24 protein-coding genes, 3 tRNA genes and 1 other RNA gene are annotated in these 25,356 nt (G+C 65.5%); 11 read left to right on the top strand and 17 right to left on the bottom strand.

The features are described from left to right. Positions 1-97: 97 nt before the first annotated feature. From ettA to ACFWIX_RS10185, 3 genes are all read right to left on the bottom strand, one after another. Entirely contained in the window at positions 98-1,780 is a 1,683-nt protein-coding gene (ettA, locus tag ACFWIX_RS10195; protein ID WP_377216005.1) for an energy-dependent translational throttle protein EttA, read from the bottom strand. Positions 1,781-1,832: 52 nt separating this feature from the next. Further along, complete coding sequence (locus tag ACFWIX_RS10190; protein WP_377216004.1) at positions 1,833-2,426, bottom strand: DUF6993 domain-containing protein; 594 nt, start codon at positions 2,424-2,426, stop codon at positions 1,833-1,835. Between the two features lie 122 nt (positions 2,427-2,548). After that, positions 2,549-3,109 carry a single-stranded DNA-binding protein gene (locus ACFWIX_RS10185; protein WP_377216003.1) on the bottom strand — a complete coding sequence of 187 codons (561 nt, stop codon included), beginning with the start codon at positions 3,107-3,109 and terminating at the stop codon, positions 2,549-2,551. Positions 3,110-3,329: 220 nt separating this feature from the next. On the opposite strand from ACFWIX_RS10185, the gene ACFWIX_RS10180 reads away from it, so the two are divergent. After that, a tRNA-Arg gene (locus ACFWIX_RS10180) sits at positions 3,330-3,402 on the top strand. A gap of 351 nt (positions 3,403-3,753) precedes the next feature. Here ACFWIX_RS10180 and mptB read toward each other — a convergent pair. Further along, a complete protein-coding gene (gene mptB, locus ACFWIX_RS10175) occupies positions 3,754-5,310 on the bottom strand; it encodes a polyprenol phosphomannose-dependent alpha 1,6 mannosyltransferase MptB (protein ID WP_377216002.1) in 1,557 nt (518 codons plus the stop codon). Positions 5,311-5,487: 177 nt separating this feature from the next. Between mptB and orn the strand changes: the two genes are divergently transcribed. The 3 genes from orn to def all read left to right on the top strand — a co-directional run bounded on the left by orn (position 5,488) and on the right by def (position 6,985). Further along, positions 5,488-6,117, top strand: coding sequence for an oligoribonuclease (orn, locus tag ACFWIX_RS10170; RefSeq protein WP_377216001.1), 630 nt, complete (start codon positions 5,488-5,490; stop codon positions 6,115-6,117). A 129-nt stretch (positions 6,118-6,246) separates the two neighbouring features. Next, positions 6,247-6,319: transfer RNA gene (locus tag ACFWIX_RS10165), tRNA-His, on the top strand. A 93-nt stretch (positions 6,320-6,412) separates the two neighbouring features. Then, a complete protein-coding gene (gene def, locus ACFWIX_RS10160) occupies positions 6,413-6,985 on the top strand; it encodes a peptide deformylase (protein WP_377216000.1) in 573 nt (190 codons plus the stop codon). Positions 6,986-6,991: 6 nt separating this feature from the next. Here def and ACFWIX_RS10155 read toward each other — a convergent pair whose 3' ends face one another. From ACFWIX_RS10155 to rnpB, 5 genes are all read right to left on the bottom strand, one after another. Continuing rightward, a complete protein-coding gene (locus tag ACFWIX_RS10155) occupies positions 6,992-7,789 on the bottom strand; it encodes an HNH endonuclease family protein (RefSeq protein ID WP_377215999.1) in 798 nt (265 codons plus the stop codon). Between the two features lie 122 nt (positions 7,790-7,911). Further along, a complete protein-coding gene (locus ACFWIX_RS10150) occupies positions 7,912-8,121 on the bottom strand; it encodes a hypothetical protein (protein WP_377215998.1) in 210 nt (69 codons plus the stop codon). A 66-nt stretch (positions 8,122-8,187) separates the two neighbouring features. Beyond that, entirely contained in the window at positions 8,188-9,666 is a 1,479-nt protein-coding gene (locus tag ACFWIX_RS10145) for a glyceraldehyde-3-phosphate dehydrogenase (protein ID WP_377215997.1), read from the bottom strand. Between the two features lie 266 nt (positions 9,667-9,932). Further along, positions 9,933-10,442, bottom strand: coding sequence for a TspO/MBR family protein (locus ACFWIX_RS10140; RefSeq protein ID WP_377215996.1), 510 nt, complete (start codon positions 10,440-10,442; stop codon positions 9,933-9,935). Between the two features lie 61 nt (positions 10,443-10,503). Next, an RNA gene (gene rnpB / locus ACFWIX_RS10135) (RNase P RNA component class A) lies at positions 10,504-10,891 on the bottom strand. Positions 10,892-10,947: 56 nt separating this feature from the next. Between rnpB and ACFWIX_RS10130 the strand changes: the two genes are divergently transcribed. Beyond that, the gene (locus ACFWIX_RS10130; protein ID WP_377215995.1) at positions 10,948-11,712 is read left to right on the top strand and encodes a YaaA family protein; all 765 of its coding nucleotides are present in this window, start codon (positions 10,948-10,950) and stop codon (positions 11,710-11,712) included. A gap of 15 nt (positions 11,713-11,727) precedes the next feature. Here ACFWIX_RS10130 and ACFWIX_RS10125 read toward each other — a convergent pair whose 3' ends face one another. Both ACFWIX_RS10125 and ACFWIX_RS10120 read right to left on the bottom strand, forming a co-directional pair. After that, complete coding sequence (locus ACFWIX_RS10125) at positions 11,728-12,465, bottom strand: zinc ribbon domain-containing protein (RefSeq protein ID WP_377215994.1); 738 nt, start codon at positions 12,463-12,465, stop codon at positions 11,728-11,730. Positions 12,466-12,555: 90 nt separating this feature from the next. Beyond that, positions 12,556-13,506, bottom strand: coding sequence for a Nif3-like dinuclear metal center hexameric protein (locus tag ACFWIX_RS10120; protein WP_377215993.1), 951 nt, complete (start codon positions 13,504-13,506; stop codon positions 12,556-12,558). A gap of 98 nt (positions 13,507-13,604) precedes the next feature. Here ACFWIX_RS10120 and msrA point away from each other — a divergent pair, with 98 nt between their 5' ends. The 3 genes from msrA (at position 13,605) to epsC (ending at position 15,753) form a co-directional block, all read left to right on the top strand. Beyond that, positions 13,605-14,129, top strand: a complete 525-nt coding sequence (gene msrA, locus ACFWIX_RS10115) for a peptide-methionine (S)-S-oxide reductase MsrA (protein ID WP_377215992.1) — start codon at positions 13,605-13,607, stop codon at positions 14,127-14,129. Positions 14,130-14,193: 64 nt separating this feature from the next. Then, the gene (gene cysK / locus ACFWIX_RS10110; protein ID WP_377215991.1) at positions 14,194-15,129 is read left to right on the top strand and encodes a cysteine synthase A; all 936 of its coding nucleotides are present in this window, start codon (positions 14,194-14,196) and stop codon (positions 15,127-15,129) included. Positions 15,130-15,168: 39 nt separating this feature from the next. Beyond that, the gene (epsC, locus tag ACFWIX_RS10105; RefSeq protein WP_377215990.1) at positions 15,169-15,753 is read left to right on the top strand and encodes a serine O-acetyltransferase EpsC; all 585 of its coding nucleotides are present in this window, start codon (positions 15,169-15,171) and stop codon (positions 15,751-15,753) included. A gap of 90 nt (positions 15,754-15,843) precedes the next feature. Here epsC and gndA read toward each other — a convergent pair whose 3' ends face one another. After that, entirely contained in the window at positions 15,844-17,280 is a 1,437-nt protein-coding gene (gndA, locus tag ACFWIX_RS10100; protein ID WP_377215989.1) for an NADP-dependent phosphogluconate dehydrogenase, read from the bottom strand. A gap of 195 nt (positions 17,281-17,475) precedes the next feature. Here gndA and ACFWIX_RS10095 point away from each other — a divergent pair, with 195 nt between their 5' ends. Next, positions 17,476-18,201: a FadR/GntR family transcriptional regulator gene (locus tag ACFWIX_RS10095; RefSeq protein WP_377215988.1), complete on the top strand. Its 726-nt coding sequence runs from the start codon at positions 17,476-17,478 to the stop codon at positions 18,199-18,201. A gap of 159 nt (positions 18,202-18,360) precedes the next feature. Here ACFWIX_RS10095 and ACFWIX_RS10090 read toward each other — a convergent pair whose 3' ends face one another. The 5 genes from ACFWIX_RS10090 to ACFWIX_RS10070 form a co-directional block, all read right to left on the bottom strand. After that, the gene (locus tag ACFWIX_RS10090; RefSeq protein WP_377215987.1) at positions 18,361-18,651 is read right to left on the bottom strand and encodes a hypothetical protein; all 291 of its coding nucleotides are present in this window, start codon (positions 18,649-18,651) and stop codon (positions 18,361-18,363) included. Between the two features lie 104 nt (positions 18,652-18,755). After that, a tRNA-Val gene (locus ACFWIX_RS10085) sits at positions 18,756-18,831 on the bottom strand. 92 nt (positions 18,832-18,923) lie between these two features. Next, positions 18,924-19,844, bottom strand: a complete 921-nt coding sequence (locus tag ACFWIX_RS10080; protein ID WP_377215986.1) for a Sir2 family NAD-dependent protein deacetylase — start codon at positions 19,842-19,844, stop codon at positions 18,924-18,926. Positions 19,845-19,850: 6 nt separating this feature from the next. Continuing rightward, on the bottom strand, positions 19,851-20,345 hold the full coding sequence (locus ACFWIX_RS10075) for a peroxiredoxin (RefSeq protein WP_377215985.1): 495 nt from the start codon (positions 20,343-20,345) through the stop codon (positions 19,851-19,853). Next, complete coding sequence (locus ACFWIX_RS10070; protein WP_377215984.1) at positions 20,342-20,761, bottom strand: DUF3052 domain-containing protein; 420 nt, start codon at positions 20,759-20,761, stop codon at positions 20,342-20,344. The genes ACFWIX_RS10075 and ACFWIX_RS10070 overlap by 4 nt, the downstream gene beginning before the upstream one ends. A gap of 426 nt (positions 20,762-21,187) precedes the next feature. Here ACFWIX_RS10070 and aceE point away from each other — a divergent pair, with 426 nt between their 5' ends. Both aceE and ACFWIX_RS10060 read left to right on the top strand, forming a co-directional pair. Further along, positions 21,188-23,929, top strand: coding sequence for a pyruvate dehydrogenase (acetyl-transferring), homodimeric type (aceE, locus tag ACFWIX_RS10065; protein ID WP_377215983.1), 2,742 nt, complete (start codon positions 21,188-21,190; stop codon positions 23,927-23,929). A gap of 171 nt (positions 23,930-24,100) precedes the next feature. Further along, the gene (locus ACFWIX_RS10060; protein ID WP_377215982.1) at positions 24,101-25,345 is read left to right on the top strand and encodes a PucR family transcriptional regulator; all 1,245 of its coding nucleotides are present in this window, start codon (positions 24,101-24,103) and stop codon (positions 25,343-25,345) included. The last annotated feature ends 11 nt before the right edge of the window (positions 25,346-25,356 follow it).

Genomic DNA, 25,356 nt, shown 5'->3' with positions numbered 1-25,356 from the left:
TAGCCGGCTGTGGGAAAGGCCGGCGTCCGCGTGTGGAGTACACGTGGTCGCCGGCCTTCCGTATGCCTGCTGTCTGCCGGCTACAGCCGCGAGGGTGTCAGTCGCGGGTCAGGCGGCGGTGCGTGACCCGGTGGGGCTTGGCCGCGTCCGGGCCGAGGCGCTCGACCTTGTTCTCCTCGTAGGACTCGAAGTTACCCTCGAACCAGTACCACTTGGAGGGGTTTTCTTCGTCGCCCTCGTAAGCAAGGATGTGGGTGGCCACCCGGTCCAGGAACCACCGGTCGTGCGAGACCACCACGGCGCAGCCGGGGAATTCCAGCAGCGCGTTTTCCAGACTGCTGAGGGTCTCGACGTCGAGGTCGTTGGTGGGCTCGTCAAGGAGCAGGAGGTTTCCGCCCTGCTTGAGGGTCAGTGCCAGGTTCAGCCGGTTGCGCTCGCCTCCGGAGAGCACCCCTGCCTTCTTCTGCTGGTCCGGGCCCTTGAAGCCAAAGGCGGCCACGTAGGCGCGGGACGGCATTTCGACATTGCCCACCTGAATGAAATCCAGCCCGTCCGAGACGACTTCCCACAAGGTCTTGTTGGGGTCGATGCCGCCGCGGCTCTGGTCAGCGTAGGAGATTTTGACCGAGTCGCCGATCTTGAGTTCTCCGCCGTCCAGCGGCTCCAGGCCCACAATGGTCTTGAAAAGGGTGGACTTGCCGACGCCGTTGGGTCCGATCACGCCGACGATGCCGTTGCGTGGCAGGCTGAAGGACAGCCCGTCGATCAGCACGCGGTCGTCGAAGCCCTTCTGCAGGTCCTTGGCCTCCAGGACCAGGCCGCCCAAGCGGGGTCCCGGCGGGATCTGGATCTCTTCGAAATCGAGCTTGCGGGTGCGGTCTGCCTCGGCGGCCATTTCCTCGTAGCGGGCCAGACGGGCTTTGGACTTGGTCTGGCGGCCCTTGGCGTTGGAACGGACCCACTCGAGTTCCTCGGCAAGGCGCTTGGCCTGCTTGGCGTCCTTCTTGCCCTGGATTTCGAGACGCGCACGCTTCTTCTCCAGATAGGTGGAGTAGTTGCCCTCGTAGGGGTACAGGTGGCCGCGGTCCACTTCGGCGATCCATTCGGCCACGTGGTCCAGGAAGTACCGGTCGTGGGTGACCGCCAGGACGGCGCCTGCGTAAGTGGACAGGTGCTGTTCAAGCCACAGCACGCTTTCCGCGTCCAAGTGGTTGGTGGGCTCGTCAAGAAGCAGCAGGTCCGGCTTCTGCAGGAGCAGCTTGCACAGGGCCACGCGGCGCCGTTCACCACCGGAGAGGTTGGTCACGTCCGCGTCCGCCGGCGGGCAGCGGAGGGCGTCCATGGCCTGTTCCAGCTGGGAGTCGAGGTCCCAGGCATCGGCGGCATCGATGGCCTCCTGCAGCTGGCCCATCTCTTCCAGGAGTGCGTCGTAGTCAGCGTCCGGGCTGGCCATTTCTTCGGAGATCTCGTTGAAACGCTGGATCTTGCCGTAGATCTCGCCGACGCCTTCCTGGACGTTGCCCAGGACGGTCTTTTCCTCGTTCAGCGGGGGTTCCTGGAGCAGTATTCCCACGCTGTAGCCGGGGCTGAGCCGTGCCTCGCCGTTTGACGGGGTGTCCAGTCCGGCCATGATCTTCAGGATGGTGGACTTACCGGCACCGTTCGGGCCCACGACGCCGATCTTGGCGCCCGGGAAGAAGGACATGCTTACGTCATCAAGAATGAGTTTTTCGCCAACGGCTTTGCGGGCCTTGGTCATTGTGTAGATAAATTCCGCCATGGTTCCAAATCTAGTGGGTAGGCGGTCATATCTCACATTCCGAAGCTGCCGCTCAGGATCCGACGAAGCACTTGCCGCTGGCCAGGACAGGCATCACCGTTACCGTCACGGCGCCCTCACGAACCTGGCCGATTACGCAGTCCTTCCCTTGGAGCACAGCGGCCTCGATCGAGTCCGCCGCCAGCCCGGTGGGTGTAGTGCTTTCCGATACCTCAAGCGAGCGGGTATCAATGCCTGCTCCGGTCAGGGCATCACGGACCTGTGCCGTGGACGGTTTGGGCGCACCCGCGGCGAGCCTGCCCAGGACATCGGTCACTTTGGTGCGTAATCCTGAAACGGCAGCGGCCTGTCCAGTGGGGCCGGCCGTTGCAGTTCCTGTGGGTTCGGCGGTGGGAACCGTGATTCCAGCTCCCGGCGTACCGTCCTGGGCAGATCCCGAAGCCGCCGGCGAGCTGCCCGTGACGCGAGGATCCTGAGCGGCCCCGCTGCAGCCGGTGAGCACCAGGAGCGATGCCGTGAACGCTGCCCCCGCCACCATTGCTGCCCTCCGGAGCCTTCCCTTCCTGCCGTGCAGCAGGTGAACGCCGGAAACGCCCGGCGCAGGGTGGGCCGCACCGGATGTCCGGCGGTCAGGCGTTGTGGGCATGCTGTCATTGTGCCACGATGCCGCGGCTGCTCCGGCGGGCACCGGGTCACGGCCGCGCCGGGTCATGACGCACCGGGTCATGATGCACCGGGCCCGCGGGCACCGTCTCATGGCAGCGCGGGTCAGGCCGGCGCCGCCGTGAGTTCACCCGTGTTCGTGTCCAACGACGAGAGGGCTCCGTCGCGTTCCTCGACTGTCAGTGTCTCGACGCCAAAGTCACCCGGGTCTCCGCCGTTTTCTTCAGCCCCCTCAAAGGTTTGGTCAGAGACCGGGGCTGAACCGGCGTCGTCCGTTCCTTCCTGGTCCACGAGCGAAAGAACGGGCCTGGTGGCGTTGCGGATGTAGTTGGCGGAGCCCCACTGCAGATCGTGGCCCACCGCGTCCGCGTCGATCTCGGTGGAGTGGTAGGTCCGGCCGTCCCGTTCCCAGCTGCGCAGCTTCAGTTTGCCAATCACAATGACGGGCTGGCCCTTGCGCACGCTGCAGGCCAGGTTCCCGGCAAGCTGGCGGTACCCCTGAACGTTGAACCAGTTCGTTTGCCCGTCTGCCCACGTGCCCGTCTCTTTGATGAAGCGGCGGGTAGTGGATGCCAACCGGAAAGAGGCCGTGGCCACTCCCCCGGTCGTGGTGGAAGTCTTGACGTCCGTGGCCACGAAGCCACGGACCGTAATGAAGTCGCTCATCTCTTCGTCCTGTCTCAGATGGTGATGCCCGTTAGCAGGCATCACCAGCATGTCTCCGGGCGGGCGCCCGAAGGAGGGGTGCGTTTGGCTATGTGCATAACCCGCAGGGTTCCGGCGGGTGTGGAGGACTGGTGGCCAACGGTACAGCGGCTGATTCCAGCCGCACGCGGGGCAATGTAAACTTTTTGAGGCGCCCGGACTTAGGGTCCAGGGGTGGCCCGCCTCAGTAGCTCAGGGGATAGAGCAGCGGCCTTCTAATCCGCCGGTCGGGGGTTCGATTCCCTCCTGGGGCACCGTGTGATGAGTCGAGACATCCTTCACGGAGGAGTCGGGTCATCATTGACACCCCCGGTCTTCGGACCGGGGGTGTTCTTGTTGTCCGGCCCCTCCCACAGTCCGTCCTGTTTTCGACGCGCATCTTCATCGGCGCTGCGCATGTCCCCGGACGCGCCCCATATGTGGGCGTCGCCGGCGAGGATGCGCCTCGACCACAATTTTGTGCGTCGAAGCCCGACGGCGCAGGGCCGCTCCAGGCGGTCAAGGCTTCCGGCACACTCCGTGGGCTTCTGTTCGGGCGGCGGGACCGGGGTTCGACGGCATCCAGGCGCCATCGCGGTGACGGCCGGAACGGCTGGTGCGGCTGGTCAGATCACCGGGCGTTCGACCACGGGTTCCCCGGTCTTGCGGAACAGGGTTCTGGTGCGGGGGTCCCAGAAGATCAGGTACAGGCCGAAGAGCAGGCCCGTCAGTGCGGCGGCCACACGGGCGAGGGCCAGCGCGAAGCCAAGGTCCTCGGTTTGCAGGTACGGGAACACTTCCAGCTGGTCGGAAATGGCGTAGATCATGAAGAACGAGACCACGAAGTAGAGGGTCTTGACCTGCCAGTCGTTGCGGATCCCGGTGACCGCGAACAGCGGAATGAGCCACACCACGTACCAGGCCTGGATGATCGGAGCCAGCACTACCACCGCCGCCAGGGCCAGGGTCAGCCTGCGCATCAGGCGGTCGTGATCACCCCTGAAGATCTGCCAGGCAATGATGCCGAGGGCCAGGACTTTGCCCGCGGTGAACACCAGCCCGGAAAAGACGTCGTACCCCAGGCCAAACGCCCGCGCCAGGGACCCCACCACCATGCCGATGAGCCCCACGGGTGCGTACCAGATGGCCAGGCTGCCGGGGGCCGAGAGCCCATTGATCCAGCCAAAGCCGAAGCCGTTGACCAGTGCCATGAGCACCAGCATCCCCAGGCTCAGCGCGGCAGTCAGACCCCAGAACCAGAATTTCCGCAGCCAGCCGGCCTCCTTGCCGGCCCACATCAGCCCGATGAACGGCAGGAAGATGATCGTAATGGGCTTGACCGCAATGGACAGCGTGACCAGGACGATACCCAGTACCACGCGCCGCGTGGCGCAGTAGTAGAGACCGGCGAGAGCCAGGCCAATCATGAGCGCGTCGTTGTGGACGCTTGCGATGAAATTGGTCAGGAAGAGTGGATTCGCAGCGGTCAGCCAGAGGGCGCGGTGCGGGTTCACGCCATGCAGCTCCGCAAGCCGCGGCACATAGACGATGCAGAGAACCACACCAACCAGGGCAACCAACCGGAACAGCATGACGCTGGCCTCCGGCTGCACGTTCGTTACCCACACCACGAACTGCTCGATCCACAGGAAGAGCTGGCCATACGGGACGGGCGCTTCGGTCCACATCTTGTCGGCGCCCAGCTGGAAGTAGTTCGACAGCGCGGAGATTCCGTTTTCGTACGGGTTGAAGCCTTCCAACATCAGGCGGCCCTGGCCGATGTAGGCGTAAACGTCCCGGCTGAACAGCGGGATGCTGAACATCATGGGCAGCCCCCAGGCAACAACCGCGGCCAGGGTCACCCTACGTGCCGCGGGCCCCCAGACGCGCACTTTCTGCCCCAGGCGGAGCCAGGCCCTGACCAGCAGCATGCCGCCGACGGCGAGCAGGATAATGGACAACGCCACTCCCAGCGCCTCCGCGCGCATCCAGATGAACAGTGGCATCCGGCGGAGTTCGGAGACGGGGGCGAGCCAGCCCACCCCCAGGGATCCGACCAGCATGAACATGGAACCAGCGAAGCCCGCAAGCAGCGGAGAGCGGGGACTGTCCATCCCGGCGTCCTCCGCGGGAACGGCTGCGTCACCGGCCAGCTCTCCCGTCGCGGGCACAGGCGCCGTCATGTCAGGATCGTCCAATCTTCAGGCGCGAAGATGTGTGGTGTCTTGCGCGCAGCGGCCGGGCCCGGCGTCCCTCGCGGGCCGCCGCAGCAGGTGGAGCATGCGGCGGAATCGTCCGCCGCGCGTCCCAGAATCCTAGCATCGGCGGTCCGCCGGGACGTGTAAAGGTAGGCTGGTCGGGTGCCTATTACTAACGAACGAATCGTCTGGATCGACTGCGAAATGACCGGCCTGGACATCAAGAATGACGCCCTGATCGAGGTGGCCGCCCTGGTCACCGACTCGGACCTGAACATCCTGGGTGACGGCGTGGACGTCGTCATCAAGCCGGATGATGCCGCCGTGGCACAGATGGGCGATTTCGTCAGGGACATGCACACCAAATCCGGCCTCCTGAAGGAACTGCCCAACGGCAAGACTATGGCGGAAGCGGAGGCCCTCGTCATGGAGTACATCGCGGAATGGGTGCCGGACCCCCGCAAGGCTCCGCTGGGTGGCAACTCGGTTGGAACGGACCGCGTATTCCTTGCCCGGGACATGCCCGCCGTGGTTGAGCACCTCCACTACCGGGTCATCGACGTGAGCACCATCAAGGAACTCTCACGCCGCTGGTTCGCGCGTGCCTACTTCCAGTCCCCCGCAAAGAAGGGCGGCCACCGCGCCCTGGGAGACATTAAGGATTCCATCGACGAGCTCCGGTACTACCGCGAGGCCGTCTTCGTTCCCGCCCCCGGTCCGGACAGCGCCACCGCCCAGCAGATCGCGCGCCGTATCACCACGGCCGAATCCCCGAAACAGCCGCAGGCGTAATCTGCGCCACGTTTCCATGAATTTTCCGGGAAATCGGCAAAAGTGGCCAAAACAGTGCTGAACAGCAGGTAAGCTATTTGAGTTGCCTTTCCAGAGGGCCGGGTAGCCGGTCGCTCCGCAGGGCACATGGTGGGCGTAGCTCAGTTGGCAGAGCGCCTGGTTGTGGTCCAGGAGGTCGCGGGTTCAACCCCCGTCGCTCACCCTCACGGGAGGCCGTACCGGATATCCGGTGCGGCCTCCTTTTTTTGCGTACCCCATGTATCAAATACCGGCCACAGCGCAAAGGACGGACGACATGACAGTTCTGCCAATCACCATCTGGGGAGAACCTGTTCTCCACCGCCGGGCCGCAGAGGTTGAGGTCTTCGACGACGCCCTCCGCACGCTCATCGAGGACATGTTCGAAACCAACGACGCCGCCAACGGCGTGGGGCTCGCTGCGCCCCAGATCGGCGTGGGCAAGCGCATCTTCGTGTACAAATACGCCAACGACGACGGCGCTCCCCCTACGGGCGTCGTGGTGAACCCCCAGCTGACGCTCTCCAAGATCTCCGGAGCGCTTCCCGACCCGGATGAGGAGGAAGAGGGCTGCCTCTCATTCCCCGGCGGGCACTACCCGCTAAAACGTGCCGAATGGGCACGGGTGGAGGGCTTCGATGGCTACGGCCAGCCTGTCCGGTTCGAAGCGACGGGCTGGTTCGCGCGGGTGATCCAGCACGAATACGACCACCTCGACGGCAAGCTCTACGTCAACCGGCTGATCGACCGCTACGCGCGCAAAGCCATGAAACAGGCGAAGAAGAGCGGCTGGGGTGTGCCGGGGCTGACCTGGATGCCCGGCGTGGACCCCGATCCCTTCGGCCACTAGGCTCCGTTATCGTGCCAGGATGGTTCGCTGGTCCGGGCAGGTGGCCAGGACCCGCTTCATGGCGTCCTTTTCGGCCTGGGTGACCCAGAGGCCATAGCCTGCTTTGACCGACACCTGGCGGGCCACATAGTGGCAGCGGAACGCCTTGTTCTTTGGCAGCCAGGTGGCGGCGTCAGCGGCGCCCTTTTGCTGGTTGGCGGGCCCGTCCGCGGCCACGAGGTTCACGGGATCGTTGGCCAGGTGCTGGCGCTGCCGGGTTGTCAGTTGCTGGGCGCCCTTCTGCCACGCATCCGACAGCGCCACCACGTGGTCGATCTGCACTTCACGGCTGCTGTCTGCGCCGCGGCGGAAGTCGATGGTCTTCGACGTGTACGGATCCTGGAAGCGGCCCGACGCCACCCTACACCGGGATCGGTCCGTGAACGCGACCTCCAAGAGATCGCGCCGCAGGATGTCGTTGCGGGTATCGCAGCCGTTCCGGTCGGCGTCCAACCAGGCCTGGCCGAACGCCTCCCGCTCGTAGTTGTTGGCCGGTGCCCGGCCTTTGACGGGCAGGCCCTCAAGGACCGACAGCGCCGTAGCATCCGGCACCTGTCGTACGGCTACCACCGGCTTCATCCAGGCGGGGTCGTAGACGGGCGCTTCGACCGGGCCGGCGGCCGCGGGCTCCGCCAGTGCGAACTGCCCGTCGGTAAAGAACCACGCCACTGTCGCCAGCGCAGATACCGCGGCCAGTGCCAGCAACACCCATGCCTGGCGGGATCGGCGGCGGGCACGGCGGTAGGCGGTCCAGCTGGCGCTCATGGCGTCACCGCGCTGCGGTTTACATCCTGCACCCGAAGAGCCTAGGGCACCGGAACATCCCTTCCGCGGATTTCCACAGTGTGGAGGAAGAGTGACGCGTCACATGGGGCGGCGGGCGGCCTCTACTGCTCGCGCATCACGCGGCGGAGGTCCTCCTCGGCGACCGCCAACAGGCCTTCGAGCTGGCGGACCCGGTCCTCGCCGACGTCGCCCGTTGCCTGGGCGGCCCGCGCCCCTTCGAGGAGGCGCAAGGCTTCCTTGTGGTTGGCCTTGGCGACATCCAGGGCGTGTTCGAGGGTGGTTTCGTGCTGAACCGCGGGTTCCTTAGTCATGCCACCAGTGTGGTCCGGTTTCCCGGCTGATTCCAGAGGATCAGCCGGGAAACCGGGTGACCGTTATTAGACTGCGATGGTTGCCAGCGCGGCGGCCGACTCCTTGGCCGGGAATGAGGGCGGGTTGACCCCGGCCATTTCCTCCATGACCCGGACTACCTGGCAGCTGTAGCCGAACTCGTTGTCGTACCAGACGTAGAGGACAAGGTTCTTATCGTTGGAAATCGTGGCGAGCCCATCCACGATGCCCGCACGGCGGGAACCGACGAAGTCCGTGGAAACAACTTCCGGGGAGTCGATGTAGTCGATCTGCTTGCGCAGGTCCGAGTGCAGCGACATCTCGCGCAGGAAGTCGTTCACCTCATCCTTGGTGGTGCCGTTCTCCAGGCTCAGGTTCAGGATCGCCAGGGAGACGTCCGGCGTGGGGACGCGGATGGAGCTGCCGGTCAGCTTGCCCAGAAGCTCGGGCAGGGCCTTGGCAACAGCCTTCGCAGCGCCGGTCTCGGTAATGACCATGTTCAGCGCCGCTGAACGGCCACGGCGATCGCCCTTGTGGAAGTTGTCGATCAGGTTCTGGTCATTGGTGAACGAGTGCACCGTTTCCACGTGGCCGTGGACTACGCCGAACTTGTCGTTGATGGCCTTGAGCACCGGAGTGATGGCGTTCGTCGTGCAGGACGCTGCGGAGACAATCCGATCCGAATCCAGGATGTCCCCGTGGTTGATGCCATGGACGATGTTCTTCAGTTCGCCCTTGCCCGGCGCCGTGAGCAGGACGCGGGCAACGCCCTTGCTCTGCAGGTGCTGGGACAGGCCTTCCGTGTCGCGCCAGCGGCCGGTGTTGTCCACCACCAGGGCGTCCTTGATGCCGTAGGCGGTGTAGTCAATGGTGGCCGGATCGTTCGAGTAGATGACCTGGACCTGGACACCGTTGGCCGTAATGGTGTTGGCCTCCTCGTCAATCCGGATGGTTCCTTCGAACGAACCATGCACGGAATCGCGGCGCAGCAGGCTGGCGCGCTTGGAGAGGTCGTTGTCAGAACCGCGGCGCACCACGATGGCGCGCAGACGCAGCCCGTGGCCGCCTCCGGCCTTCTCAACGAGGAGGCGTGCCAGAAGTCGTCCGATACGGCCAAAGCCGTAGAGCACGACATCCGTGCTGGTGCGGTCGTCGCCGCCGCGCTTGCCCACGATCTCTGCGAGCTCGGCGCGGAGGAACTCCTCCAGGCTGGCGCCGTTACCTTCGTCCTTGAACTTCTGGTTCAGCCGGGCGATGTCGATGGCCGCTGCGCCGAGTTCCATACCGGCGAGCGCGTTCAGCAGCGGAGCGGTCTCCTCCAGGCGCAACTCGTCCTTGCTCATCCGGCGGGCGAAGCGGTGCGCCTTGAGGATGTTCATGGTGGACTTGTTGATCAGGCTCCGGCCGTGGATGCTGGTCACCACGTTGTTCTCGCGGTAAAGCCGCCCGATCACCGGGATCATGGCTTCGGCAAGAGCCTCCCGGCCCATCCACGTATCAAGACAAGAATCTGACGTCTGGCTCACAGAAATACCTTCCTCGGTTCAGCCGCATACGTCTTCGTACGCGGATGTCGGCCACCGGATGATGTCCAGGGGCGCCGTGGCCTGCCGGGTTCGGCCCGCAGGCGCGTGGGTCGCTGCAAAGAAAAACCGCCGGCTGCGAACGCAGCCCAGGCGGGAGAACTTCTACGTCCGGAATCCATTCTAGGTTGGCCGCGGCGCACCGGAAGGCTCCGGACGCGTGAAATCACTCACACGGGAATCCACAACTGATGCCCGTGCGTCCGCCGTCAGTTATGGATCGCCGAGTAGAGGTTCAGGCTGGCGGAGAACACCACCCAGGAGAAATATGGCAGCAGGAGCAAACCGGCGGTCCGGCTGACGGGCCCAAAGCGGAGGGTCAGGAACGCCAGGGAAGCTGCAAGTGCAGTGATGACGAGGAACGCAACCCACAGGGCGGGAGCGCCCAGGAACGGGTACAGTCCAAAAAATGCCAGCGGCCAGGCGGCATTGAGCCCCAGCTGGGCACAGTATCCGGCCAGGGTGCCGCCGCGCAGCGCACCGCGGCGCCATACCAGCCAGGCCGCGACAGCTACGCCGGCGTAGAGGAGCATCCACATGGACCGGAACATCCAGCCAGGCGGCATCCAGGGCGCCTGCGCCGAGGCAGCGAACCAGTCACCGGCGGACCTGATGGGAACAGCGGCGAGGAACCAGGTGGCGGCCGACAGCGCCAGGAACCCTGCGAGCGCGGGCAGGTCGCGGACCCGGCGGGGTGCGGGGGCGGTATCAGCAGGCACGGTTCAGTTCCCCAACAGCGTTTCAGGTCAGTCGACGGCGTTCCAGGTCAATCACGGCAGGTGGATGGGACAGCCGATACGCCGGGTTCTGTACTCCCCCGCTGTTGCCGGCGAAGGAGTGACGGCCATCCATCTAGGAGTACCGTTGCCGGCACCCTCCAGCGGCCTACCCGGACACTCGGGCGGGCAGCCCTCAAATGTGTCCTGTCTGGCCTTGCTCCGGGTGGGGTTTACCTAGCCTTCCCGGTCACCCGGGAAGCTGGTGGTCTCTTACACCACCGTTTCACCCTTACCTGCGCTTGCCATCCGGGGACGGCAAGGCTGGCGGTCTGTTTTCTGTGGCACTGGCCTGCGGGTTACCCCGAGTGGGCGTTACCCACCACCCTGCCCTGTGGAGCCCGGACGTTCCTCGAGCCACTTGCGTGACGCGCGGCCGCCTGGCTGTCCCATCCGCGTCCAGTCTACCGGCGCCGCAGCCTGCTTCAGCCGCCGGTAGGATCGGACGGTGCTGATTCTGCTTCCCCCCTCCGAAGGCAAGACCCCGGCCGCCCGGGGCCCGGCCCTCGACTGGGACTCCCTCGCCTTTCCGGCGCTGAACGCAAGAAGGGCCGAAATCCTTGAGTCGCTGGGCACCGTCAGTGCGCACGAGGATGCCCTCGCCCTCCTGGGGGTGGGCGCATCGCTGCGTGACGACGTCGTACGCAATACGCGGCTGCATGCCGAACCTGCGGCGCCAGCGCACCGGATCTATTCCGGCGTCCTGTACGACGCCCTGGGGTACGGAACCATGAGTGCGGCCCAGCGGCGCAAAGCGGACGACGCAGTGCTGGTCATTTCCGCGCTCTGGGGCGCCATCCGCTTCGGTGACAGCGTTCCGGCCTACCGGCTTTCGATGGGAACGGCACTGCCCGACGTCGGACGCCTCGCCCCGTTCTGGAAGCCCCACCTGGCCGCCGCCCTCGCCCCGGTGGCGGAGGGGCACCTGCTGGTGGATTGCCGCTCCAGCACCTACGCGGCGGCCTGGGCACCGCCGCCGGAACAGACGGCCGCCGTCAACGTGTTTACCGAAACCGGCGGGGTCCGCAAGGTAGTGAGCCACTTTGCCAAGCACACCCGGGGCGAATTGGCGCGGCACCTGCTGACGCGGCGAGGCAAGGCGCCCGCAACCCCGCAGGCCCTGCTGAAGGCTGCACAGGAGAAGTGGGCAGCTGAACTCGTTCCTGGCACGGCACGCAAGCCGCACGCGCTGAACATCATCCTGCCCGGCTGAGGACAGCCGGGCCGGTCAGGCCCATTCTTCGGAGCGGACCAGGATAGCTCCCGAGTCCGGACAGAAAACGATGTCCTCCGGTGCTGCGGCCTTGATGTCGGCAAGGTCCCCGGGACTGAGCTTCATGCCGGATGCCTCCGACGTGCCATGGAACAGCCGGGCGGCCCCCACACCGCGCCGGGCGAGTGTTTTCTCGTAGACCGCCAGCAGCGGTGCATCGAGGGCCTGGGCGAACGCATCGCGGCGGCCCTTGACCTCGGCCGTTTCCGCGGCTACGGCGGCGAGTTCCTGGTCGAGTTCGCCGCGGATTGAACCGAAAGAGCCCTGGATGTCGTCAACGATCCTCTGTTGGGCAGCCTGCTTTTCGCGGAGGGTGTCCAGCCGTTCCAGGACCTCCAGCTCCACGTCCTCAAGGTCCGAGCGCCGCTTGTTGAGTGAGGCGATGTCCTTCTGGAGCGCCACGAGGTCCTTGGACAGTCCCGTCCCGCTGTTGAGCCGCGCTTCGTCCCGGCTGATCCGTACGGTGACCTGTTCGACGTCGGCCTCTGCGCGCTTGAGCTCGGCTTCAGTATCGTGGACGGCAACCTTGGCCGCGCCGAGTTCGCCGTTGGCCACGGCGAGCGCCGCTTCGAGGTCTTTGATCCGGGGGTCCGTCTCCAGGGCGCGCCGGCGGTTGGCCAGCGCGGTCAGCTTGGCGTCCAGTCCCTGCAGGTCGAGCAACTTCAACTGTTCTGCCGGTGCTGCCTTGGCCACTTCTACCTCCGCTTGATCCTTTCCGGCCGCGGCCGGGCACCGAACCGGCGCTTCCTAGACTCTAGCGCCTGGCCCGCTTCCATGCCCGGCTTAGCCTGGAGTCAGGATAAAGTCCCAGGGGTCGCTGTTAGTGGTGCTGACCCGGATTTCGACGTCGTGGCCCTGGTCGCTCAGCACGTTTCCGAGCGCCGATGCTGCCGCGGGGAGCCAGAGCCATTCGCTGGCAAAATGCGAGACATCGACCAGGTAGGGCCTGCCGTTGAGGGCTGCTTCCCGTGCCTCCGAGGCTGGATGGTGGCGCAGGTCGGCGGTGACGTATACGTCCGCGTTGCTGGCCCTGACCTCATTGAACAGCGAATCCCCGGCGCCGCCGCACACGGCGATCCGCCGCACCAGTCCGTCCTTGTCCCCGGACACGCGCACTCCCCCGGCCACCGAGGGCAGGATGCCGAAAACGCGGGCGGCGAAGTCGCCAAGGCTCATGGCGTCGGGCAGTTCGCCCACGCGGCCGATGCCTTCCTCCGGCAGTCCGTTGGCCGACGTCGCCAACGGAGCGACGTCCTGGAGCCCCAGCGCATCCGCCAGGACATCGGAGACGCCCCCGACGGCGGAATCGCCATTGGTGTGCACCGTCAGCAACGCCGTCCCCGATTCGATGAGGCGGTGCACCGCCCGGCCCTTGGGTGTGGTGGCGGCAACGGTCGTGACGCCCTTCAGCAGCAGCGGGTGATGCGTGATCAAGAGCTCGGCACCCCAGTCCACGGCTTCTTCAATGACTTCAAGCGTGGGGTCCACGGCGAACATGACCCGCGACACCGGTGCGGCCGGGTGCCCGGCCACCAGGCCCACCTCGTCCCAGTTCTCCGCCAGTGACTCGGGCCACAGCTCTTCCACCGCCAGAAGCAGCTCGGCCAGGGTTGGAACGGTTTCGGAAGGTGCCGCCGAACCTGGCCCGCCGGGCCCCGGGAAGGGGGCATCGCCGTCGTGGGTCCGGTCATTGTGGTCTTCGGGTCCGGTAACGTCGGTGTCCTCAGGTTCCATAGTCTTATTTCTACCCCATTGCCTGGTCAGACCGGCACGTGCGGACTGCGCCGGCCGGGGCAGGGAATCATCCGGGCCCGCCAACCATTGAAGAGGTCATGAAAACTTTTGTCCTGGGCGGAGGCTGCTTCTGGTGCCTCGACGCCGTCTACCAGAAGACCAAGGGAGTCACCTCAGTGGTCTCCGGCTACACCGGCGGCCATGACCCGGAGCCTGATTACTACTCGGTGTGCAGCGGAACGACGGGCCATGCCGAGGTGGTTGCGGTGACTTTCGATGAGGACGTCATCCCAGCGGATGTTGTCCTGGACATGTTTTTTGCCCTGCACGACCCCACCACGCTGAACCGCCAGGGATACGACGTGGGCACGCAGTACCGGTCGTCGATGTTCTATGAGACAACGGAAGAGAAAATCCTGTTCGAGGAAGCCATCGAACGCAACCAGGCGCTGTGGCACGCTCCGATCGTCACCGAAGTCAGCCGGCTGCCGCGCTTCCACGTCGCCGAGGAGTTGCACCAGGACTATTACGCCAAGCACCCCGAACAGGGCTACTGCCAGGTGATCATCAATCCCAAGCTCGCCAAGGCGCGGAAATATTACTCTGCATGGCTTAACGCTTAGCCAGCCTTGGGCGGCCTCGTTAGGCTGACCTCAGTATCCACCCCTCAAAGATAGGCGTATGTACATGGCACGGATCTATGACGATGTAACGCAGCTGGTCGGCGGAACCCCGCTGGTCAGGCTGAACCGGCTCAGCGAGGGACTGGACGCCACCGTCGCCGTCAAGCTCGAGTTCTACAACCCGGCCAACAGCGTCAAGGACCGCATCGGTGTGGCCATCATCGACGCTGCGGAAAAGTCCGGCGCGCTGAAGCCCGGCGGCACCATCGTCGAAGGAACCTCCGGCAACACCGGCATCGCCCTGGCCATGGTGGGCGCGGCCCGCGGCTACAAGGTCATCCTCACGATGCCGGAGACCATGTCCACCGAGCGCCGCGTCATGCTGCGCGCCTTCGGTGCCGAAATCGTCCTGACCCCCGGGTCCGAAGGCATGCGCGGCGCCGTGGAGAAGGCGCAGGAAATCGTGGCCAACACGGAGAACTCCATCTGGGCACAGCAGTTCGCCAACGAAGCCAACCCGCAGATCCACCGAAACACCACGGCCGAGGAAGTCTGGGCCGACACCGACGGTGGAGTGGATATCTTCGTCTCCGGCGTGGGCACCGGCGGAACCATCACCGGCGTCGGACAGGTCCTGAAAGAACGCAAGCCCGGCGTGCAGATCGTCGCCGTGGAGCCGAAGGACTCCCCCATCCTCAACGGCGGGGCCCCCGGACCGCACAAGATCCAGGGCCTCGGCGCGAACTTCATTCCAGAACTGCTGGACACCAACGTCTACGACGAGGTCCTGGACGCCAGCCTGGAAGACTCCGTGCGCGTTGCCCGCGAACTCGGCGTCAAGGAAGGCATCCTCGGCGGCATTTCCTCCGGTGCCATCGTCTGGGGCGCGCTGGAACTGGCCAAGCGCCCGGAAAACAAGGGAAAGCTGATCGTCGCCGTGGTCTGCGACTTTGGAGAGCGTTACATCTCCACGGTCCTCTATGACGACATCCGCGGCTGATCGGTCCGCAATCCGCCCGTTTCCTGTAGAAAGAACTTTGTGGGCTTTTTCGCAAGACTGAAGGAAGACCTCGACGCCGCCCGGTCACACGACCCGGCGGCGCGGGGTTCTTTCGAGAACTTTTTCGCCTATTCCGGCCTCCACGCCATTTGGATCCACCGGCTGACGCACCGGATGTGGCAGAACCCCGGCCTACGGTTTCCGGCCCGCCTGCTCTCCCAGCTGGGCCGGTTCCTGACCGGCATCGAAATCCACCCCGGCGCCACGATCGGCCGGAGGTTCTTCATCGACCACGGAATGGGCGTGGTCATCGGCGAAACCGCGGAAATCGGCGAAGACGTCATGATCTATCACGGTGTCACCCTGGGCGGGCGGTCCCTGGCACGGATCAAGCGACATCCCACCATCGGGGACCGCGTGACCATCGGCGCCGGCGCGAAGATCCTCGGCCCCATCACCATCGGCCGCGACAGCGCGGTGGGGGCCAACGCCGTGGTGGTCAAGGATGCACCGCCGGAGTCGATCGTCACCGGCGTGCCTGCCAAGTGGCGGCACCGGGACGCGCAGCGGGAAACCAAACCCGCGGTTGACCCGGCCGAATACGACATCGAATACCGGATCTGACACCCACCGCCCAAAAGGCGGGCAGCTCCCCCGAATGTTCCGGGAGGCTGCCCGCCTTTCGCGTTTGCTGAACCTGGCGGGGGGCAGTACCTAGTGGGTGTCCACCGCTTCAACTTCGGACTTGTCCTCGCCCCACAGGGTGTGGAACGTACCCTCGGCATCCACGCGCCCGTACGTGTGCGCCCCGAACAGATCGCGCTGGCCCTGGATCAGGGCTGCGGCGACGCGCTTGCGGCGCAGCCCGTCGTAGTAGGCCAGCGAGGAGGAGAACACGGGAACCGGGATGCCAAGCTGGACCGCGGTTGCCACAACCCGGCGCCAGGCCGGGAGGGCGTTGGCGATGGCCTCGGTGAAGGCCGGGGCAAACAGCAGGTTGGCGGGCTTTTCCTCGGCCGCGTAGGCCTTGGTGATGTCCTTGAGGAGCTCGGCGCGGATGATGCAGCCGGCACGCCAGAGGCTGGCGATCTCGTCCAGCTTGAGGTCCCAGTTGTATTCCTTGGCAGCTGAGGTCAGCATGTCCAGGCCCTGGGCGTAGGAGACCAGCTTGGAGGCGTAGAGCGCCTGGCGGACGTCTTCGACGAACGTTTCCGGGATCTCCACCTCTGCCTCACGGCCCGCCAGCAGTTCCTGGCCGAGCTTGCGCTGGCCTGCCTGCGAGGACAGTGCGCGGGCGAAGACGGATTCGGCGATGCCGGATACCGGCGAGCCCAGTTCCAGGGCGGAGATAACGGTCCAGCGGCCGGTTCCCTTCTGGCCGGCGGCGTCAACCACGACGTCGACGAACGGCTTTCCGGTCTTGGCGTCCACGTGGCCCAGAACCTCGGCGGAGATTTCGATCAGGAAGGAGGACAGCTCGCCCTGGTTCCATTCGGTGAAGATCTTGGCCTGCTCTGCGGGCTCGATGCCTGCACCGGAGCGCAGCAGGTCGAAGGCTTCGCCGATGACCTGCATGTCCGCGTACTCGATGCCGTTGTGGACCATCTTCACGAAGTGTCCGGCGCCGTCGGTTCCAACCCAGGCGCAGCAGGGCTCGCCGTCCACCTTGGCCGAAATTTTCTCCAGCAGCGGACCGAGGGCCTTGTAGGACTCCCTCGAGCCGCCGGGCATGATGGACGGGCCGTTGAGGGCACCTTCCTCACCACCGGAGACACCGACGCCCACGAAGTGGAGGTCCTTCTTGGCCAGCGCTGCCTCGCGGCGGCGGGTGTCCTCGTAGTGGGAGTTGCCGGCGTCGATGATGATGTCGCCCGGTTCCAGGAGGGGTTCCAGCTGCTCGATGACGGAGTCGACCGGCTTGCCGGCCTTGACCATGATCAGGACGCGGCGGGGCTTCTCCAGCGAATCCACCAGCTCCTGCAGGCTCTCGGTCCGAACGAAGTCACCTTCAGAGCCGTAACGTTCCAGCAGGGCGTCCGTCTTCTCCACGGAGCGGTTGTGGAGGGCGACCGTGAAACCGTTCCGGGCAAGGTTGCGCGCCAGGTTAGCGCCCATCACCGCGAGGCCGGTGACACCGATGTGTGCAGACATCAAATACTCCAATTCATCTTCGTGCGACGGACGGCGGCCCCGCCTTGCGGAAGCGCCGTTGTAGCGAGGGGTCGGAATAAAGCATATATATTCCCCGGCGCACGGAAAAGCGGTGACCGCACTGTGGGACCTTTTGTGTCGGGGCGGGTTGGTGCGGCAGTGGGCGGCGATATCGTTCCCACTAGGCTTGTCAGCATGACCAGCAGCCTGCACCACCGTGCCATCGAGAACCTCGGCACCCGCATCATCTCAGGTGAGCTGGCCGCCGGCCACGTCATGCTCGCCGAGCAGCTGGAAGAAGAACTTCAGGTTTCCCGGTCGGTTATCCGCGAGGCGGTCCGCGTTCTCCAGTCCATGGGCCTGGTGGAGACGACAAAACGCGTGGGAATCCGGGTGCTGCCCTCGCACCGCTGGAATCCTTTCGACGCGCAGGTCATCAGGTGGCGGCTTGCCAGTGAGGCGCGCGGCGCCCAGCTGCGTTCCCTCGCAGAGCTGCGCGCCGCCGTCGAACCCGCTGCAGCAGAGCTGGCCGCACACAACGCGCCCGCCCAGCTCAGGCTGGAGCTGATGGACGCCGCCTACGCCATGCGCGAGGCCGGCCACAGCGGCGACGTTACCCGTTTCCTGGAGCTGGACATCCGGTTCCACTCGCTGCTGCTCTCCGGCTCAGGCAATGAAATGTTCGCCAACCTCATGGGGCAGGTGGCCGAGACGCTGACCGGGCGCACAGTTCACGGCCTCATGCCGGACCATCCGCACGAGGGCGCGCTGCAGTGGCACGTCGACGTGGCCGAAGCCATCAGCCGGGGCGACGCCGCGGCGGCCAGGGAAGCATCCGACCGCATCCTCCGCCGCACCATGTCCCGGATGGCGGATACCTGGACAGGCCAGCCCAGGGTCTTTGTTCCGGTGGCGGACTGACACCGCCGGCAACCTGCCACCAGGTTCATCCTGGGACCCGGCGCAACATTTTTTTGTTTCCGGAAGTTCACGGTATATTCGTTTTCAGGCCCTCCCCCGCGGCATCCCCCAATAGTCGCGGTGGAGGGCTTTCCAATGCCCCGGGACGTACCGGACGGGTCACGCCGCGTCCGCTATCTCTCCGCGCAGCCTCCAGCCGCCGCCAAGGCCGTCCCGTTCCAGGACCATGGTAGTCAGGGCGGAATTGCGGTTCCGGCCCAGCCTGACCTGCAGTTGGAGGACCTCCACGTCCACGCCCGCTGCACCGCGCGGCATCCGACGATGGACCTCCCACCAATTGATGCGCTCATACCATCTGACCGGCTGGGCAGCCACGTCCCATTGCCGCCCGTCCCGGAGCACCGCCGTCGGATGGCCATCCCGGCCGGTGCGCACTATTACCTGTTCCATGTGCGCAACCTACGGCAGGGGTCTGACAATGCCGCCGGCGCAGCCGGGAATGCGGAAAACCCCGCCTTCGCGGCTGTTCAGGCCTGCAATGACGGGGTTTCCAATGGTGGGTCCTACCGGGATCGAACCGATGACATCCACGGTGTAAACGTGGCGCTCTACCAGCTGAGCTAAAGACCCGGACCGCTGATTTCCGGCACTTCGCACCGCAACCAACGAACATAGACTGTACCTGAACAGTGCCGGTAAAGGCGAATCGGTGGTGGCCCGGCCTACAGCGGCGGAAGTTCCGCCGCCAGCCAAGCCAGCGCTTCGCTCACACCGGCGTCGAGTTTGATGAGGGCGCGGTCATCGCCGCGCGTAGGTCCGCGGTTGATGATGATGACCGGTTTGCCGACCTTTGCGGCATGCCGCACGAACCGCAGGCCGCTCATCACCGTCAGGGAGGACCCGGCCACCACCAGCGCGGGCGAATCATCCACCACTGCGTAGGACTGTTCCACCCGGTCCTTGGGCACGCTTTCACCGAAGTATACGAAGTCCGGCTTGAGCGTCCCGCCGCAGGCCGGACACACGGCAACGACGAAACTGCCGATCAGCTCCCGGTCCTCCACCGTGGCGTCCGCATCCGGAGCCATCTCCACGAGCCCACTCCGGTCAGCCCGCTCCAGGAAGTCCGGGTTCAGTTCCGCCAGGACCGCCGCCAGGAACTGCCGCGGGTAGGTCCTGGCGCAGTCAAGGCAGACCACTTGGTCGTAGCGCCCATGCAGGTCGATGACATTGACGCTGCCTGCCCCCTGGTGCAACCGGTCCACGTTTTGGGTGATCAGTCCCGACAGATAACCGCGGCGCTCCAGGGCGGCAGCCGCGTAGTGGCCGGCATTGGGGTCGGCATGGCGGAGGTGGGACCAGCCGATGTGGTTCCGGGCCCAGTAGCGCTGACGGTTCGCAGCGCTGCGGACGAAGTCCTGGTAGGTCATCGGCGACCGCGGCGGCGACCCGGGGCTGCGGTAATCCGGGATCCCCGAATCCGTGCTAAGCCCCGCACCAGTCAATAACGCAAAGGGGCTGCCTGCCAGGACAGCGGCTATGCGTTCGAGGACGCGGACGTCCTCATCAGAAGGATGGGAGGGGCCCGACGGCGGCATGCTGGCAAAGCCGGTCAGGCCTACCCCGTGCCGTCCGCCGGCCATGAAGCATCAGTCCTGCACCAGGGTGGTCAGAGCCGCCTTGTATTCCGCCAGGTCCCTTGCCTGCCCGCGCGGGTTCACCACGCTGTAGCGGACGATGCCCTCGCCATCGATGATGAATGTGCCGCGCAGGGCCATCCCGGTTTCGGCATCGAACACCCCGTATTCCGATGCAACGGCGCCGTGGGGCCAGAAATCCGCCAACAGATCGAAGCTGTAGCCCTCCTGGGCCGCGTAGGCCCGAAGGCTGAATTTGCTGTCCACAGAGACAGCCAGAACCGTCGCGTTGGCGTCCTCGAACGCGGCGATATTGTCGCGGATCTCGCAAAGTTCACCGGTACAGATGCCGGAGAACGCAAAGGGGTAGAACACCACCACGACGTTCTGGCCGGCGAATGAGGAGAGGCGGACCGGCTCCCCGTATTGGTTGACCAGTTCGAAGTCAGGCGCCGGCTGGCCGACCGCGGGAATGGTTCCGGCGGTCACCGCAACTGCGGTCGTCACTTATTCTTCCGGCTGACCAGGCGGGATGCGCTCCAGTCCTTGGAAACGCCGGCGGAGGTGGTCACGTGCAGCCCGGCGGTGGGCGCGGCCTCCTGGATGTCTGCCGGGGAAACGTAGCCGTCGCGGCCGGACTTCGGGGTCAGCACCCAAACCACCCCGTTTTCGCTCAGGGTGGTGAGTGAGTCCATCAGGCTGTCGACGAGGTCGCCGTCGCCGTCGCGCCACCAGAGGATGACGGCGTCAGCCACCTCGTGGTCGTCCTCATCCAGCAACTCGGCGCCGGTGAAGTCCTCGATATCGTCACGCAAGTCGAAGTCGACGTCGTCGTCGTAACCGAACTCCTGAATCAGATCCCCGTTCTTGAAACCCAATTTTTCCGCCACATTTACCGAAGTGGCGGCGTCGGCCTCGCTCACGTGTTCCTCCAATGCCTCATATATGCAGTGTGCATGGTGATTTCCATTACTCCCAAGCCAACACCCTTTGGGCCCGCGCTTCAAGCTGCCGCCCCCGCCGGACGCCATATTCTGCGTCACACCGCGGCCGGAAACCTGCCCCGCGGCGGCTTCTGTCACACAACCAGTATGACGGCGAAATACAAAGGCGGCGCCCGGCCTGCAGCTACGCATCGGCTTCCACTGCGGGCTAGAGTGGCTGATGACAACTGTGCCCGCCGGACGACAACCATGTGAATCCGTGCAGGCATGGGAGCGCTAGGACCCTGCCCGGCACACATGACCGGGCTGTTGTAACCGATACGTCGCATCACGGCGTACGTACGCCGGGCAGTCACCCTGCCTGGCCTGAGTGCGCCGATTCACGCGCGCAAAGAGAGGTTGGACGTGGCTGCAGGAGAAGATACCTCCCATATCCTCAGCGGGTTGACTAACCAGCTGCCTGATCGTGATCCGGAAGAGACTGCCGAATGGGTTGAGTCCCTGGATTCCCTGATCAGGGAACAGGGCACCGAACGTGCCCAATACATCATGCGGAGCCTGCTGCAGCGCGCCGGTGCGCAGAGCGTCGGGGTGCCGATGGTTACCACCACGGACTACGTGAACACCATCCCGGTGGACCAGGAAGCCGAATTCCCGGGCAACGAGGAATACGAGCGCCGCTACCGTGCCTACATGCGCTGGAACGCAGCCGTGATGGTGCACCGCTCCCAGCGCCCGAACATCGGGGTAGGCGGACACATCTCCACCTACGCCGGCGCGGCCACCCTCTACGAAGTGGGCTTCAACCACTTCTTCCGCGGCAAGGACCACCCCGGCGGCGGCGACCAGGTCTTCTTCCAGGGCCACGCCTCCCCCGGCATGTACGCCCGCGCCTTCATGGAAGGCCGGCTGTCCGAAGAGGACCTGGACGGCTTCCGCCAGGAGAAGTCCCGCGAGGGGCACGCGCTGTCCTCCTACCCGCACCCCCGCCTGATGCCCACCTTCTGGGAGTTCCCCACGGTTTCCATGGGCATCGGCCCCATGAACGCCATCTACCAGGCACAGTCCAACCGCTACCTGCACAACCGCGGCCTCAAGGACACCTCCGACCAGCAGGTCTGGGCCTTCCTGGGCGACGGCGAAATGGACGAGCCCGAGTCCCGCGGTTTGCTCCAGCTCGCTGCCAACGAGAACCTGGACAACCTGAACTTCGTGATCAACTGCAACCTGCAGCGCCTGGACGGGCCGGTCCGTGGCAACGGCAAGATCATGCAGGAACTCGAGGCCTTCTTCCGCGGTGCCGGCTGGAACGTCATCAAGGTCGTCTGGGGCCGCGAGTGGGATGAACTGCTCACCAAGGACACCGACGGTTCACTCGTGAAGATCATGAACGAGACCCCGGACGGCGACTACCAGACCTACAAGGCAGAATCCGGCGGGTTCGTGCGCGAGCACTTCTTCGGCAAGACCCCGCAGACCAAGGACATGGTCGCGGACCTCACCGACGACCAGATCTGGAACCTCAAGCGCGGCGGCCACGACTACCGCAAGGTCTACGCAGCCTACAAGGCAGCCACGGAGTTCAAGGGCAAGCCCACCGTCATCCTGGCCAAGACCGTCAAGGGCTACGGCCTCGGTCCGCACTTCGAGGGCCGCAACGCGACCCACCAGATGAAAAAACTCACCCTCGATGACTTGAAGAAGTTCCGCGACCACCTGCGGATCCCGGTCACCGACGAGCAGCTGGAGAAGGACCCCTACCAGCCGCCGTACTTCCACCCGGGCACGGACGCTCCGGAAATCCAGTACATGCTCGAACGCCGCGCCGCCCTGGGCGGATCGGTTCCGGAACGCCGCTCCAAGCACGCCGCCGTCACCCTGCCGGACGCGAAGTCCTACGAGGTGGCCAAGAGGGGCTCCGGCAAGCAGCAGGCCGCCACCACCATGGCGTTCGTCCGCCTGCTCAAGGACCTGATGCGGGACAAGGAGTTCGGCAAGCACATCGCCCCGATCATTCCCGATGAGGCGCGCACGTTCGGCATGGACGCGTTCTTCCCCACCGCGAAGATCTACAACCCCAAGGGCCAGAACTACCTGTCCGTGGACCGCGACCTCGTCCTGGCCTACAAGGAATCCCCTGCGGGCCAGCTCATCCACCCCGGCATCAACGAAGCCGGCGCCGTGGCAGCATTCACCGCCGCCGGCACGGCCTACGCCACCCATGGCGTGCCGCTGGTACCGGTCTACGTGTTCTACTCCATGTTCGGCTTCCAGCGCACCGGTGACGCCTTCTGGGCGGCCGCGGACCAGATGACCCGCGGCTTCATCATCGGCGCTACCGCAGGCCGGACCACCCTGACCGGCGAGGGCCTGCAGCACGCCGACGGCCACTCCCCGCTGCTGGCATCCACCAACCCGGCCGTGGTCACCTACGACCCCGCCTACGGCTACGAGATGGGCCACATCATCCGCGACGGCCTCGAACGCATGTACGGGCCCGAGAGCACCGACCGGAACCTCATGTACTACCTCACCGTGTACAACGAGCCGATCACCCAGCCCGCCGAACCCGAAGAACTCGACGTCGAGGGTGTCATCAAGGGCATCTACCTGCTCGCACCGGCCAAGATCGACGGTCCCCGCACCCAGCTGCTGGCCTCCGGCGTGTCCGTCCCCTGGGCCATCGAAGCCCAGCGGATCCTCGCCGAGGACTGGGGCGTCTCCGCGGATGTCTGGTCCGTCACGTCCTGGAACGAACTGCGCCGCGACGGCCTCGCCGCCGAGGAAGAAGCCTTCCTCAACCCGGGCCAGCCCGCCCGTGTGCCGTTCGTGACGCAGCAGCTGGCCGGTGCGACCGGACCGGTCGTGGCCGTGAGCGATTACATGAAGGCCGTTCCGGACCAGATCCGCCAGTTCGTCCCGAACGAATTCGCCACCCTCGGTGCTGACGGCTTCGGTTTCTCCGACACCCGCGCAGCAGCCCGCCGCTTCTTCAAGAACGACACCCACTCCATCGTGGTCCGTTCGCTGGAGATGCTGGCCCGCCGCGGCGAGGTCGATGCCGAGGCTCCGGCCAAGGCCATCGAGAAGTACAAGCTGCACAATGTCAACGCGGGAACCACGGGCAATGCCGGAGGCGAAGCCTGACCCTGGCGCCCTGAACGGGACGAGACGACGGCGGCCCCCACCTTCCGAGGTGGGGGCCGCCGTCGTCTCTGCGCCGGCAAGTCAGGCGGCACCATGCTGTGGCGCAGGACATGGCGGATTGTAGCCTTCGCACAAATGGAGCTTCCGCGGCGCTGCCCGTATGCTCAGATCATGCCAGCTCCAGCCACCCCGTCCGCCAAGCGCAAGCCCGCCGCCTCCAAGGCCTCTCCGGAGAAGACGGAAACGCTCAAAAAGCTCCGCGCCAACGTTGGGCAGCTGTCCACCACCACCATGCGGGAGCTGGAAAAATCCCTTCCCTGGTACAGCCGGCTCAGCGCGGACGAACGTTCCGCACTGGGCATGGTGGCGCAGAACGGCATCGCCGCCTTCGTGACCTGGTATGAGCGGCCCAGCTCCCCGTCGTGGATCCTGACCGATGTTTTCGGGACCGCCCCCACCGAGCTGACCCGCTCCATCAGCCTTCAAAAGGCGCTGCAGCTGATCCGCATCGTGGTGGAAGTGGTGGAGGACCAGGTTCCGGTGATTGCGCCGGAGGCGGACCAACCGTCCCTGCGCGAAGCGGTGCTGCGGTACTCGCGCGAGGTGGCCTTTGCCGCCGCGGATGTCTATGCCCGCGCTGCGGAATCACGCGGTTCCTGGGACACCCGGCTGGAAGCACTGATCGTGGATGCCATCCTTCGCGGTGAGAACACGGATGCGCTGCGTTCCCGCATCGCAGCGCTCGGCTGGAAAGCCCAAGAACGTTTTACCGTCATGGTGGGCAACTCCCCCTCGGAGCCCAGCGCCAGCTACGTCAGCGAACTGCGCCGCATGGCCGGGCGCTATGCCGAAGACGCCCTCGTAGGCATTCAGGGCGACCGGCTCATCCTCATCCTCGGCGGGGTACAGGACCGTGAAACCGCCTACGTAAAGCTGAGCGAAATGTTCGCTCCGGGACCCGTGGTCTACGGCCCCGAGGCGGGCTCGCTCCTGGAGGCCAGCAGTTCCGCGCAGTCCGCGTTCGCGGGCCTGACCGCAGCCCGCGCCTGGCCCGCCGCGCCACGACCGGTGGCGGCCGACGACCTCCTCCCCGAACGGGTCATCTCCGGAGACGACGCCGCCCGCCGTTCCCTGGTGAAGAACATCTACCGCCCACTGCTCGCGGCATCCAACGGCCTGGTGGAGACCTTGGGCACCTACCTCGAGCTGGGCCATTCACTCGAGGCGACGGCCCGCGAACTGTTCGTCCACGCCAACACCGTGCGCTACCGCCTCAAGCGCGTCTGCGACGTCACCGGCTGGGATCCGCTGCTCCCCCGGGAGGCATTCGTACTCCAGGCAGCCCTGGTGGTGGGCCGTCTTTCCACTCCGCCCAAGGCTGCCGCGGAGCGTCACCCTTCGCGAAATCAGCCGTGACCCGTTGTAGA

This window comes from Pseudarthrobacter sp. NPDC058362, from assembly GCF_042723515.1.
GTDB lineage: Bacteria > Actinomycetota > Actinomycetes > Actinomycetales > Micrococcaceae > Arthrobacter.
Note: the sequence above shows the minus strand (reverse complement) of the source record. Positions and strands in the feature narration are given on the sequence as shown.